Genomic DNA, 12,458 nt, shown 5'->3' with positions numbered 1-12,458 from the left:
TGTTCCGCCAGGGATGGCGGCGATGAGATGGAACGAAGATGGACATGCGCTTCAGCGGCTCAACACTCGGTCGAGCCAGCGCAGGACCGGTGGCAGTGCGGTGGTGTCGAGCGATTCGCGTGGCGTTTCATTGGATGGGGTCTTCTGTCCGTCCTGGCCCGCGCGCCGTGGCCGCGGCGGCAGGTAGCGGTTGACCGGGGCATAGCCCAGCTCCGGCATCAGCGCCACGCCGCCACGTTCGGCGACCAGCTTCGACACCTTCGATTCGGGATCGCCGAGGTCGCCGAAATGACGCGCGCGCGTCGGGCACACCTGCACGCAGGCGGGTTCGCGCTCGGCTTCGGGCAGGTTCTCGTTGTAGATGCGGTCGATGCACAGCGTGCATTTCTTCATCACGCCTTCGACGTGCGAATACTCGCGCGCACCGTACGGACAGGCCCAAGAGCACAGCTTGCAGCCGATGCACTTGTCCTCGTCGACCAGCACGATGCCATCCTCGGCGCGCTTGTAACTGGCGCCGGTGGGGCACACGGTCACGCAGGCCGGGGTCTCGCAGTGCAGGCAGGAGCGCGGGAAGTGCAGGGTCATCGCCGGCTGCGCGGCGATCTGCGCGAGGCTCGGGCCGGAACTGCACGCCGTCTGCGGCTGGCCCGCCTGCAGGTTCAATGCGTCGTGGGCGCCGGGGTCGTGCGCCGGCGTGGTGAAGTCGGTGGCGGCGATCTCGTAGCTGTGCACGCGGTTGAACCACACGCCGCTGGGATCCTTGCCATAGGGCTTCTCGTCGGTCAGCGGCGCGGCGAAGCCGCCGGCGTTCCACTCCTTGCAGCCGACCGCGCACGCGTGGCAACCCACGCAGGTGTCGAGGTCGATGACCAGGCCAAGTTTCTTCCGGGAGGGCGGTGGCAGCGCGGTCATTTCTTTCCCTTGAGCAGCCACAGGCCGATGGCGAAGGTGCCCAGCGCCAGCAGCACGCTGGGCATCAGGCCGATCAGCACATCGCGCATCGAGGTGGCCTGTGCCGGCGAAGCGCCGATCGGATCGATCACGCCGTAACCCAGCAGCAGGATCAGGGCGAAGCTGGCCGCGACGCACAGGTAACCGGCAATCCGACGCGGCGTCATGCCTGCTCCTCCCGTTTGCGCGCGGCCCGGAAATCCGCGCCGTAGCGTAGCGGGCGATTGTCGGCTTCGCCCAGGTTCAAGGATGCGAACTGCGGCGCGCTCTGGTCCGTCGCGACGTCCGCCTTGGCGATGCGCACGCGCAGGTCGAACCACGCGGCCTGTCCGGTGACCGGGTCGGCGTTGAAGTAATCGCCGCGCGGGGTGATGTCGCTGATCAGGTGGTTGAGCAGGAAGCCCTGGTTGCCTTCCGGCGCGTCCTTGCCCAGCCGCCACGCGCCCTTGCGCTTGCCGATCGCGTTCCACGTCCACACGGTGTCGGGCTGCACGTTGGCGGCGAACTTCGCCTGCACGGTGATGGTGCCGTGGTGCGAGGTCACCGTGATCCAGTCCTCGTCGGCGAGACCATGCTTCACGCCGGTGGCCGGATGCAGGTACAGGTAATTGCGCGTGGCGATCTGCCGCAGCCACGCGTTCTGCGAACCCCACGCGTGGTACATGAACATCGGCCGCTGGGTGATCGCGCTGAGCGGGAAGTCGCGGTTCACGTCCGCGATCTGGTCGCCCTCGAAGGGCTCGTACCAGATCGGCAGCGGATCGAAATAGGTCGCCACGCGTTCGCGGTGCTGCGCCGGCGGCTGCTGGGCGCCAAACCCGAGTGCGGCCAGGCGGAACTTCTGCAGCGTCTCCGAATACAGCTGCAGCGTGATCGGCGCGGTACCGGCGAGGAAGCCCATGCGCTGCGCCCATTCGAGGTAGCCGCGGTTGGCCATCTTGTAATAGCGCGCGTCCTCGGGGATCTCGCTGCGCCAGAAGCCGTCGTTCTCGATGTAGCGTTGCAGCTGTTCGGGATTCGGCGCGCCCTTGGCTTCCAGCGTGCCGTCCTCGCCGCGCCAGCCCGCGAGCAGGCCCACGCCCGGCGCACGTTCATGGCGCTGGATGTAGTCGGCGTAGTCGCGGTACTTCGGCGAGCCGTCCTCGTTGCACAGGCCGGGCAGGCCGAGGCGTGCGCCGAGGTCGATCAGCACGCTCTGGAAGCCGCGCACGTCGCGGCCCTCGCGCTGCTCCGCGGAATCCAGTACCGGATGGCGGATCGCATCGATGGCCGCATCGGCATCGGAAATCGGCCGGTCGAGCAGCGAGATCGCATCGAAGCGTTCGAGGTAGGTCGTATCGGGCAGCACCAGGTCCGCGTAGGCGACCATCTCCGACGCATACGCATCGGCGTAGATGATCCGCGGGATCCGGTAGTCCCCGGCTTCGTCCTTGTCGGTGAGCATGGCCATGGTCTGCGCCGTGTTCATCGACGAGTTCCAGCTCATGTTCGCCATGAACATCAGCAGCGTGTCGATCTTGTAGGGATCGCCGGCCCAGGCGTTGCGGATCACGCTGTGCATCATCCCGTGCGCGGACAGCGGATACGCCCAGGAGAACGCGTGGTCGATGCGGCGCGGGTTGCCCTCCGCATCGACGACGAGGTCCTCGGGCGCATGCACGAAGCCCAGCGGCGCGGCATCGAGCACGCCGTTGGCCTGGCGCGTCTTGCCAGGCCGGTTCGGCGGCGCGATCGGCTTGGGGAACGGCGGCTGGTAGCGGAACGATCCCGGCGTATCCACCGCGCCGAGCAGCAACTGCAACAGATGCAGCGCGCGGCAGGTGTGGAAGCCGTTGCTGTGCGCGCTGATCCCGCGCATGGCGTGCATGGCGACGGGCCGGCCGACCATCTCGCTATGGGCGCGGCCGTACGCGTCGGTCCACGCGACCGGCAGGCGGATTTCGTTGTCGAACGCGGCTTCCGCCAGTTCGCGCGCGATGCGCCGGATGGTGTCGGAGGGGATGCCGCAACGTTCGCTCACCGCGTCGGGCGAGTATTGCGGGTCGAGATAGCGCTCGACCACGAGGTGGAACACCGGCACGGCACGGCGGCCATCGGCCAGCGTGACTTCGCCGACCACGGCGGGCGCGACGTCGATGGAGTTCGCGTCCGCCGGCGCATTCGTGCGCTTGTCGAAGCATTGCGGCTTGCCGTCGCCATCGCGCGCGAACAGGCCGTCATCGGCGCTGTGGGGATTGCGGACCACCAGCCAGTGCGCATTCGTGTAGCGCACCAGGTAGTCGAGGTCGATGCGGTCCGCCTTCAGCAGTTCGTGGATCAACGCGAAGGCGAACAGGCCGTCGGTGCCGGGGCGGATGCCGATCCACTCGTCCGCGATCGCGCCGTAGCCGGTGCGCACCGGATTCACCGCGACGATCTTGGCGCCGTGCGCCTTCAGCTTGCCCAGGCCGAGCTTGATCGGGTTGGAGTCGTGGTCTTCGGCCACGCCCCACATCATCAGGTACTTGGCGTTTTCCCAGTCGGGCTCGCCGAATTCCCAGAACGAGCCGCCCAGCGTATAGAGCCCGCCCGCGGCCATGTTCACCGAGCAGAAGCCGCCGTGCGCGGCGTAGTTGATGGTGCCGAACTGCTGTGCCCACCAGCCGGTCAGTGCCTGCGACTGGTCGCGGCCGGTGAAGAAGGCGAGTTCATCCGGATTGCGTTCGCGGATCGGCGCCAGCCATGACGTGGCGAGCTCCAGTGCTTCATCCCACTCGATCTCGCGGAACTCACCCGTGCCGCGCTCGCCCACGCGCAGCAGCGGCTTGTCCAGCCGCGCCGGCGAGTAGTGCTGCATGATCCCGGCCGAACCCTTGGCGCACAGCACGCCCTTGTTGACCGGGTGCGCGGGATTGCCCTGGATGTAGCGGATCATCTTGCCATGGGGCCCGCCGTCGGCCAGCCACACCTTGATGCCGCAACGGCAGGCGCACATGTAGCAGGTGGTGGTCTTGACCTCGTCGCCGGGCGAAGGCGAGTAATCAATTACGGGCTCGGCGGGCGTGCGCATGGCCGCATTGTAGGGCGGCTTTTGGCTCGCCGCGCGCGCTACCGCGGCGGATCGATGCGGATCGCCGGATCGTTGAAGCGCGAATAGCGGATCGATGTGTGCGCGACCTGGCCGTTGGCGTCGCCGGTGACTTCGATTTTCAGCGGATAGCCGTCGGCGCCCACCCACAATGTCGATTCGCTGGGATGCGGCCGGGTATTGAGGATCCGGTACTTCTTCGCCATCTGGCCATCGACCGCTTCGTTGCCCAGCAGCCGCACCGTCATCGTCGCCTTGTTCTCCTCGAGCCGGACGGGATCGCGGTAGCCCGTCATCTCGCCCTTGGGCAGCGGCATTTTCGTGGTGGCCCCGTTCATCGTCATGTACATGGTGTCGCCGATGACGTACTGCGTGCCCATCGGCGTCTTCAAGCGGTAGCGGTCGGGAGCGACGAAGTCGACGTCCATGGTCTGGCCGCCTTTCGGCGTCGAGGTATCCATGTCGACGTGATAGCTCTTCAGGCTGAAGAAGTGCTCCATCACGCTGCCGATCTCGTCCCTGGCATCGAGTGGATGGGTCGCGCTGGCCGCCGTTGCCAGCGCTGCGGGCGCGCCGGCAAGCGGCGCGGTGGCCTCGGCAGCGGAGGGGATGCGCGCGGCCGCGCTGTCGCGCTGGCAGGCGCCCATGGCGGCAAGCGCGCAGGCGGCAAGCAGCAGCGGCACGGGTGAGCACGGCGAGTTCATGAAAGGGCCTGGAATTAGGTCACGGACTGCTACAGGTAACGCCAAACGCGGATCCGATCCGGTCAGTCCTGATCCTGACCGCGTTTTTTTCGCCATACTTGGGCGCGCTGCGGCACCTCGCCACGCGCGCCGGCTCGGCGTCGCACCGCCGCACTCCCCACGCCCAACAGACCGCCATGGAACGCATCGAACGCATCCACGCCCTGCATCGCATCCTCAGCGCCGCGCGCTATCCGGTGACCGTGCAACGCCTTCAGGAAGACCTGGAATGCTCGCGCGCGACGGTCTACCGCGACCTTGCCTACCTGCGCGATTACCTGATGGCACCGGTGGTCGGCAATGGCGAGGCCGGCTTCCGTTACGACCACAACGACGACGCGCAGCGCTTCGAGCTGCCGGGACTGTGGCTGAGCTCGGAGGAACTGCACGCGCTGCTCGCCGCGCAGCAATTGCTGGTCCGCAGCGGCGGCGGCGTGCTGTCGAACGCATTGGCGCCGTTGCAGCAGCGCATCGAGAAGCTGCTCGATGAGCACGCCGGCGGCCGCCGCCTGCCGGTCGAGCGCGTGCGCGTGGTGCCGCACCGCACCCGCAAGCTCGACGAAACCGCCTTCCGTGCCGTCGCCACCGCGGTGCTGGACCGCAAGCAGCTCAGCTTCGAGTACCGCGCCCGCTCGACCGACGAGCGCACGCGCCGCAACGTGTCGCCGCAGCGGCTGACCCATTACCGCGACAACTGGTACCTGGATGCCTGGGACCACGACCGCGATGCGCTGCGCAGCTTCTCCGTCGACCGCATCACCGCGGCGAAGGTGTTGGATGACGCCGCGCGCGACGTGGCCGAAGACGAGCTCGACCGCCACCTCGCCTCCAGCTACGGCATCTTCTCCGGCACGCCCAAGGGTTGGGCGACGATCCTGTTCAGCGCCAAGGCCGCGCGCTGGGTCGCCGACGAGCACTGGCATTCGCAGCAGCAGGGCCGCTACCTGCCCGACGGACGCTATGAACTGAAGGTGCCCTACAGCGCGGGGCGCGAACTGCTGATGGACGTGATGCATTACGGCAGCGATGCCGAGATCGCGGAGCCCGCGTCGTTGCGCGAGCAGGCGCGCTCGCTGCTGGGGCTGGCGTTGAGCAACTACGAGCGCTGAGCGGTCGCTTCATCCTTCGTGGCGGGGGAATCCCCCCGCTATTCGCCGCCACCCACGCGCAACACCACGTTGCCGATCACGCCGCCGGACTCCACGACCTCGTGCGCGTGTGCGATCTGCTCCAGCGGCAGGCGCAGCGCAATGGTGTGCTGCAATGACCCGGCTTCGAGCCAGGCGTGCAGCTCCCGCATCGCGTGGGCGCGCGCGTCGATGGACAGGTTGTAGACGATGAAGAACGACATGCGCGCGTTCTTCACGATCGCGGGCACGAACGGTACCGACATGTCGGAGGCACCGCTGCCGTAGACGACGATGCGGCCCTCGGGTGCGAGCACGGAGAGGTCCAGGGCGGCGTTGGCGGCGAAATCCACCTCGATGATGCAGTCGACGCCGTGGTCCTGCGTGGCCTGCATCACGCGCGCGACGACGTCCTCGCGGCGATAGTCGATGACGACATCGGCACCGGCGGCGCGTGCGTGCGCGGCCTTCTCTTCCGAACTCACCGTGGCGATCACGCAGCTGGCACCGGACAGGCGAGCCATCTGCACCGCGTAATGCCCGACTGCGCCCGCACCACCGGCGACCAGCACGCGTTTGCCGGCCACGCCGCCATCGACAGCGACCGCATGGCATGCGGTCAATGCGGGAATGCCCAGGCAGGCACCCACGTCCAGCGGCACGCCTTCGGGCAACACCACCGCCTGCGCCGAGGGCAGCACGATCCATTCGGCGGCGGTGCCGTCGGCGCGGCCCCAGGCGGCGTTCCAGATCCACACGCGTTCACCCATGCGGCGGGCGGGTACGCCGTCGCCGACCGCATCGATGATGCCGGCGCCGTCGCTGTGCGGAACGATCTGCGCGAATGGCAATGTCTTCGAACGCGTGCCCGCTCGGCTCTTGACGTCCGATGGATTGACGCCCGACCAGGCGACATGGACGCGGACTTCGCCGGGGCCGGGTTCGGGACGATCCAGCTGGAGGAGTTCGAGGACCTCGCGGGCGGGTCCGGTGCGCGAATAGGCTGCGGCTTGCATGGGGTTTCCTGCGTGTGTCGGAGAGAAAAGCGGGCTCGTTTTCAACGCCGGCTGTACGTGCCGGCCTTCGGTGCCGCCTGGTTGAGCGTTTTGAGTGCGCCAACGCTGGCTGCCGGCATCGGGACGCGCGCGAACAACGCGGCGAGGCTTGCGTACGGCCCGTGCACGCGGCGCTCTTCGATGATGCGGTCGGCCGTCGCCGCATCGATTCCGGGCAATGCCGACAGGCCTTCGCGCTCGGCGGTATTCACATCCACCGCGAGGCCATCGCGATACGCATCGCCGGCGTCGCCGGACGCAGCTTCGAACAGCCAGATCGGCGTCGACAGCGCCGCATCCAGGCGATCCGGTGTCGTCGTCTCGATGCTCCTGGCCAGCGCGGCGCGCGCGGCCTTCAGCTGCGTTACGTAGGCCTCCACGTTCATTCCGCCGACGCGTCCGACGGCCGCCAACGCCTCGGTCTGGCGTGCGATGGCCGGGTCGACCGTGGCCGCATAGGTGGTCTCGAGGAAGAGCTTCATGAGCGATGCGCTCTCCTGCGGATACTCGGCCGCGTACGCCTGCAGCACCCGGACCAGCACCGGCGAATCCGGTTCGAGGCGCTTGCGGTTGAGATCCGCCAGGGCCGTGAACAGGCGGCCATAACGCTCGACCAGGGCCGCGGTGCCGGTATCGCCCGGCACCAGCCAGCGATAGAAGACCGTGGCGACCACGCCCTCCGAGGCCATCATCTGGTCGCCGGATTTCAGGCGCGCGGTGTCGAAGAGCGTGCTGTGGTCGCGCAGGGTGATCGCATCGCCCTCGCCTGGCAGGACCAGCTGGGATTGCACGAACACATTGCGACGCACGCCGTCGATCCGTGCAGTGCGGTCCAGGTTGCTGGCCCAGTACGACAGGAAGGGCTTGCTGGTGAGCCCATGGTCCTCGAGGCGCAGGCGTTCGTTGCGGGTCAGGTGCCGCGCGAGCCCCTGGAAATGGGTGGCGAAGCCCTCATCGAATGCGGTCGGCCGGTCGGTGATGCTGAGGCTGGCGTGCGGCGTGCGGGAGTAGCCTTCCGGCAGGCGCGCCAGCAGTCGCCGCAACAACACATGGCCGAGTTCGTGCGCGAAGATCTCCTCGAAGTCGCCCTTGTCGATGCTGTCGGCATCGACGATCAGGTCGACGAAGGGCTCGGCCACGTAGCGCAACGCGCCCGCGTCCTGCAGCCAGAATCCGGAGCGCGGAAAGCCGCCGTCCTCCTGCGACAGATAGAGCCAGGTTGGACGGACCCGGGTCTGGCCGGCTGCGCGCTGCGCGCGTTCATCGAGCGCCAGCATCGAGGCGGTGAAGCCCTCGTGCGCCTCGCGTTGGAGCTGGTCGAACAGCGCGCCGCTGGAAACCCGTTCCACGACCGGCGCCATGCCGCCGTCGGGAGCGGCCCGTTCCATCACCTTGCCGTCGGCGAGCACGGGGCTGAGCACGCCCAGTTCCGCGGCGTGGCTGAGGCGAGGCAGGGCCAGCAGCAGCGCGAGCAAAAGAGTGAGCGTTCTCATGGTGGCGAGTGAAGCGGTCATGGGGAGTCTCGTCGGGAATGCGGAGAGGCGGGTCAATGGATTGAGTTGGGTTATGGCACCGACCGGAATGACGGCGCGCAGGATGCGCCGGATTCCGGGAATCGCCGCGGACGTTTCCTGAACACTGCGGTCCGAACCAGGGTGCGCATGGGCGTCAGTACCGTGGATACCGCAGGGTCGCGGTCTGGCGCAGTCCCCGGTCGGGGGCGCCTTCGGCCTGCCCAAAAAAGCCGGACCCCGTCAGGGGAGGGCCGGGGTCCGGCGTGATCAACGGCGATCAATCGTTCAGGCGGTGCTCTTCTCATCGCGCGCGGACGCGCCGGTGGGAGCCGCGAAGCGCGGAAACAGCTTCAGCGCGTTGTCGCGGTCGATCGCCTGGCGCGTGGTGGCATCGAGCACGCGGCTGCTTTCGAGCATGTGGGTTTCCATGCTCACCACGGTCTCGTTCACCAGCGGCCAATCGCTGCCGAACAGCACCTGGCTGGTCGGCACGAACTGCTGCAGCCCCGCCAGCACCGTCTCCGACGTCGACAACGTCGTGTCGTAGTACAGCTTCTGCAGGTAGTGCATCGTGCCCAGCGGAATGCGGTCGCCCACGCCCGGTATCTCCTCGCCGATGCGCAGGCGCAGGGAGATGTACGGGATCGTGCCGCCGGCGTGCGAGACGATGAAGCGGATATCCGGATAGCGATCGAGCGTGCCGCTGAACAGCAGGTTGGCGACGGCGCGCGTGGTGTCGAACACGAACTCGGTCAGTCCCCAGGGAATCGTGAGCTTGGGAACGATCGCACCTGGCGGTGCAGTGCAAGGATGGATGAGCACCACCGCCTTGCGCCGGTTCAGCTCCTGGAACAGTTCCTCGAACGCGGGATCGCCCGGGTACTGGTCGCCGAAGCTGGAGAACATGATCACGCCGTCGAGCTTGAGCGTGTCCAGTGCGTACTCCAGTTCATGCAATGCCGCGCGCGTGTCCGGCAGGGGCAGCGTGGCGAGCGCACCGAAGCGGACCGGATCCTCCTGCACCATCTTCGCGGAGAACTCGTTGCAGTGCCGCGCCCAGCGCGCGGCGAAGGCGGTGTCGCCCCAGTAGACCTGCGGGACCACCGAGGCCATGGCCTGCGCGATGCCGTGCCGGTCCATGGTTTCGCGCGCGATGTCGAGGTTCCACTCGGGCACCGGCGGGCCGCCGGTCCAGTGGATGCCAATGCGCTTGAGTTCGGCGATGTACTCGGGCGGCTGGAAATGGTGGTGGACGTCGATGCGTTGCGGACGGTAGGTCATGTGCGTGCTCCCGAGTGGAGTGGAGGTGTGTGAGCGCCGCTCACCAGGTGAAAGCGACGCCGAGCGCGGGGCCGCTGAATTGCAGGTTGTCGATCATCCGGTCGCGGCCGAAGTCGTAGTCGAGGTGGCGCCAGATCAGGAACATGTCGCCCCAGCCGGCGGAGTAGCCGATGCCGGTGGCCGCCTGCCAGGTGAAGTCCGAAGCGCCGGTGCCGGCATCGACGTAGTAGGGGACGAACCACTGGCGGCGCGCGCCGAAACGGTGGCGGCCCTTGATGCCGACGATGCCGTCCCAGCCATCCTTGCTTGCTTCGCCCCTGCCTTGTCCCAGCGGCGGCGGCAGCGGGCCCATCGGGGTGTTGAACTGCCACTTGAGCTCGGTCTTTGCGTCGAGCAGGCGGGCGCCGCCGAACACGTCGAAGGTGTCGGTCGCAGTCGCGATCGCGCGGTAGTTGGCGGCGATGGTGAACGCCGTTGCTTCGACATCGAGCGAAGCATCGGCGGTCACGCCAGGCGGAAGCGGCAGGCTGCCCTGGCCTATGGTCGGAGAGTTCGAGATCGAATCGCCGACGTTCATGTAGAGCACGTCCGCGAACAGGCCCCAGCGTCCCTTCTGTGCTTCGAAGCGACCCATGGCGGCGAACTTGGTGTTCTTGATCAGATCATCGGCCGCGATGGCGAAGTCGTTGCCGGCGGGGGTGGCCGCATGCAGGTCGCCGGTGATCCTGGGAACGAAGGCGTAAATGCTGGCGCCGTAATGCCATTGGCCATCGGTGAATTCGGTTTCGGGATCGGATCCGGCGGCGGCGATGCCAGGCGCCAGCAGGCACAGGGCCAGCGTCGCGAATGGCAGCCGCTTTGGGGAGGTGGGGGATTTCACGTGGTGCGCTCCGGGGATGGGTATCCCTTACAGAGCACATCGCGTGCCAGTTGAAGATTCGCGCTGCTTGCGCGCACAAGTCATTGAAGTGCTTGGAGTTCAAGGCCTCTCGCTGCATTGGCCGCGATGCCAACTGCACGGAATTGGTGGCTGGAAATCGCCAATGTTGGCGATCGCCATGGTCGCAACCACACCCGATGCAGCGATGTGCGCGGGCTAGAACTCAAACCTTTGCCGTCAGCCCATATTTTTCGATGCGTGAACGCAGCTGCGCGCGGGTGAGCCCCAGCATGCGCGCGGCCTTGGACTTGTTGTCGCCGCATTGGGCCAGCGCCTGCACGATCATTTCGCGTTCGGTCTCGGGCAACGACAGGGCCTTGCCGGTGGTCGCGGCGCCGGCGTCCACGCTGGTGGACAGCGTCAGCGGCAGGTGCTCGACCGAGATCAGGCCGCCCTCGCTCAGGATGACGGCGCGTTCGATCACGTTGCGCAGCTCGCGGACGTTGCCCGGCCAGTGATAGGCGTTGAGCCGCGCGCGCGCTTCCTTGGTGATGCCGGCGGCCGGGCGGCCGATGCCACGGCCGATTTCATCGAGGAAGGCATCCACCATCAGCGGAATGTCGTCGGCGCGCTCGCGCAGCGGCGGCAGTTCGATGTCGAAGACGGCGAGCCGGTAATACAGGTCCTCGCGGAACATGCCGCGCGCGATCGCGGCCTTGAGGTCGCGGTTGGTCGCGGCGAGCACGCGGATGTCGGCCCTGAGCGTGCGCACCCCGCCCAGGCGCTGGTATTCGCGCTCCTGCAATACGCGCAGCAGCTTGGCCTGCACGATCGCGCTCATTTCCGCGACCTCGTCGAGGAACAACGCGCCGCCCGTGGCCTGCTCAATCCGGCCTGGCCGGGTGGCCTGTGCGCCGGTGAATGCGCCGCGCTCGTGGCCGAACAGTTCCGATTCGAGCAGTTGTTCCGGCAATGCCGCGCAATTGAGCGCCACGAATGGCCCGTTCTTGCGCAACGAGCCGCGATGGATGAAGCGGGCCACGACTTCCTTGCCGGTGCCCGACTCGCCGGTCAGCAGCACGGTCGTGTCGGTGGGCGCGACCTTGGCCGCCTGTGCGAGGACGTCGCGCCAGGGGCGCGAGATGCCCAGTACGCGGTGCGTACTCAGCGTGTCCAGTTCCTGCGAGAGGGCCTGCACGCGCTGCTCAAGCAGTTCGGCACGCTCGTGCGCCGCGGCAGTACGCCGTGTTTCCTCGGCGAGCGTGATCGCCAGCTGTTCGTGTGCAAGCGCTAGCGACGCCATTTCGGCGATCACCTTCAGGGCGTGGCCGTGGGACTCGGTAAAACAATGGTGCTTTCGCGACACCAGCAGGACCGAGCCCAGGCACTTGCCGGCATGGCCCAGCGGCACGCGCAGCGCCGAGCGGTAACCGCGCTCGACGGTGGTGCGATCAAGCGGGTAGGACAGGTCGAGCTCGTTCTCGGCATCGCCGATGACGACCAGGAACTCGTCGGCGTCCGGCCACAGTTGCGGCGAATAACCGGAACGTGGAAACACCCGGTCGACCAGATCCTCGGTACCTTCGCCCGCCGCCGCAACGGCACGCACCTGTCCGCCATCCTCGATGCGGACGATGCCCATGGCGTCGAATGGCACGACCGTGTGGCACGCGTCGGCGACGCGGTCCCAGACATCCCTGACCTCCAGCGAAGTGGCGATCGCGCGCGCAACGGCCGCGAGTGCGGCCTGCAGCGCGTCTGGTCCATTCGCCGACATGCGGGCGATTGTACGCCGGCATCGGAAGCCGCCCGGGAGTGCCTCCGTCGCGTCGCAGTC

The 12,458-nt window shown here is 67.5% G+C and carries 10 protein-coding genes; 1 reads left to right on the top strand and 9 read right to left on the bottom strand.

The annotated features are described in order from the left end of the window. Nucleotides 1-51 precede the first annotated feature (51 nt). From ACYVGE_RS10695 to ACYVGE_RS10680, 4 genes are read right to left on the bottom strand one after another with little or no spacing between them, the layout of a single operon-like run. The gene (locus ACYVGE_RS10695; protein ID WP_460729721.1) at nt 52-915 is read right to left on the bottom strand and encodes a 4Fe-4S dicluster domain-containing protein; all 864 of its coding nucleotides are present in this window, start codon (nt 913-915) and stop codon (nt 52-54) included. Further along, complete coding sequence (locus tag ACYVGE_RS10690; protein ID WP_460729719.1) at nt 912-1,121, bottom strand: hypothetical protein; 210 nt, start codon at nt 1,119-1,121, stop codon at nt 912-914. The genes ACYVGE_RS10695 and ACYVGE_RS10690 overlap by 4 nt, the downstream gene beginning before the upstream one ends. Next, complete coding sequence (locus ACYVGE_RS10685; protein WP_460729717.1) at nt 1,118-4,003, bottom strand: molybdopterin oxidoreductase family protein; 2,886 nt, start codon at nt 4,001-4,003, stop codon at nt 1,118-1,120. The genes ACYVGE_RS10690 and ACYVGE_RS10685 overlap by 4 nt, the downstream gene beginning before the upstream one ends. 38 nt (nt 4,004-4,041) lie before the next feature. Beyond that, nucleotides 4,042-4,725, bottom strand: coding sequence for a LolA family protein (locus ACYVGE_RS10680; protein WP_460729715.1), 684 nt, complete (start codon nt 4,723-4,725; stop codon nt 4,042-4,044). 176 nt (nt 4,726-4,901) lie between these two features. Here ACYVGE_RS10680 and ACYVGE_RS10675 point away from each other — a divergent pair, with 176 nt between their 5' ends. Further along, complete coding sequence (locus ACYVGE_RS10675; RefSeq protein WP_460729713.1) at nt 4,902-5,873, top strand: helix-turn-helix transcriptional regulator; 972 nt, start codon at nt 4,902-4,904, stop codon at nt 5,871-5,873. Nucleotides 5,874-5,911: 38 nt separating this feature from the next. On the opposite strand, the gene ACYVGE_RS10670 is transcribed toward ACYVGE_RS10675, so the two are convergent. From ACYVGE_RS10670 to ACYVGE_RS10650, 5 genes are all read right to left on the bottom strand, one after another. Further along, complete coding sequence (locus tag ACYVGE_RS10670; RefSeq protein ID WP_460729711.1) at nt 5,912-6,907, bottom strand: NADPH:quinone reductase; 996 nt, start codon at nt 6,905-6,907, stop codon at nt 5,912-5,914. A 41-nt stretch (nt 6,908-6,948) separates the two neighbouring features. After that, nucleotides 6,949-8,460, bottom strand: a complete 1,512-nt coding sequence (locus tag ACYVGE_RS10665) for a ComEA family DNA-binding protein (RefSeq protein WP_460729709.1) — start codon at nt 8,458-8,460, stop codon at nt 6,949-6,951. 285 nt (nt 8,461-8,745) lie between these two features. Next, nucleotides 8,746-9,741 (bottom strand): amidohydrolase family protein, encoded by a 996-nt coding sequence (locus ACYVGE_RS10660; protein WP_460729707.1) that lies wholly within the window; start codon nt 9,739-9,741, stop codon nt 8,746-8,748. A 40-nt stretch (nt 9,742-9,781) separates the two neighbouring features. Further along, entirely contained in the window at nt 9,782-10,621 is an 840-nt protein-coding gene (locus ACYVGE_RS10655; protein ID WP_460729705.1) for a hypothetical protein, read from the bottom strand. A 223-nt stretch (nt 10,622-10,844) separates the two neighbouring features. Beyond that, nucleotides 10,845-12,398: a sigma-54-dependent Fis family transcriptional regulator gene (locus ACYVGE_RS10650; RefSeq protein WP_460729703.1), complete on the bottom strand. Its 1,554-nt coding sequence runs from the start codon at nt 12,396-12,398 to the stop codon at nt 10,845-10,847. Between the last annotated feature and the right edge of the window lie 60 nt (nt 12,399-12,458).

The organism is Lysobacter rhizosphaerae (genome assembly GCF_054779795.1).
Note: the sequence above shows the minus strand (reverse complement) of the source record. Positions and strands in the feature narration are given on the sequence as shown.

Excerpts from the sequence above, each read along its gene's own strand:
- ACYVGE_RS10650 (WP_460729703.1), bottom strand. The coding sequence starts at position 12,398 with ATGTCGGCGAATGGACCAGACGCGCTGCAGGCCGCACTCGCGGCCGTT.
- ACYVGE_RS10670 (WP_460729711.1), bottom strand. The coding sequence starts at position 6,907 with ATGCAAGCCGCAGCCTATTCGCGCACCGGACCCGCCCGCGAGGTCCTC.
- ACYVGE_RS10690 (WP_460729719.1), bottom strand. The coding sequence starts at position 1,121 with ATGACGCCGCGTCGGATTGCCGGTTACCTGTGCGTCGCGGCCAGCTTC.
- ACYVGE_RS10695 (WP_460729721.1), bottom strand. The coding sequence starts at position 915 with ATGACCGCGCTGCCACCGCCCTCCCGGAAGAAACTTGGCCTGGTCATC.
- ACYVGE_RS10685 (WP_460729717.1), bottom strand. The coding sequence starts at position 4,003 with ATGCGCACGCCCGCCGAGCCCGTAATTGATTACTCGCCTTCGCCCGGC.
- ACYVGE_RS10665 (WP_460729709.1), bottom strand. The coding sequence starts at position 8,460 with ATGACCGCTTCACTCGCCACCATGAGAACGCTCACTCTTTTGCTCGCG.
- ACYVGE_RS10660 (WP_460729707.1), bottom strand. The coding sequence starts at position 9,741 with ATGACCTACCGTCCGCAACGCATCGACGTCCACCACCATTTCCAGCCG.
- ACYVGE_RS10675 (WP_460729713.1), top strand. The coding sequence starts at position 4,902 with ATGGAACGCATCGAACGCATCCACGCCCTGCATCGCATCCTCAGCGCC.
- ACYVGE_RS10680 (WP_460729715.1), bottom strand. The coding sequence starts at position 4,725 with ATGAACTCGCCGTGCTCACCCGTGCCGCTGCTGCTTGCCGCCTGCGCG.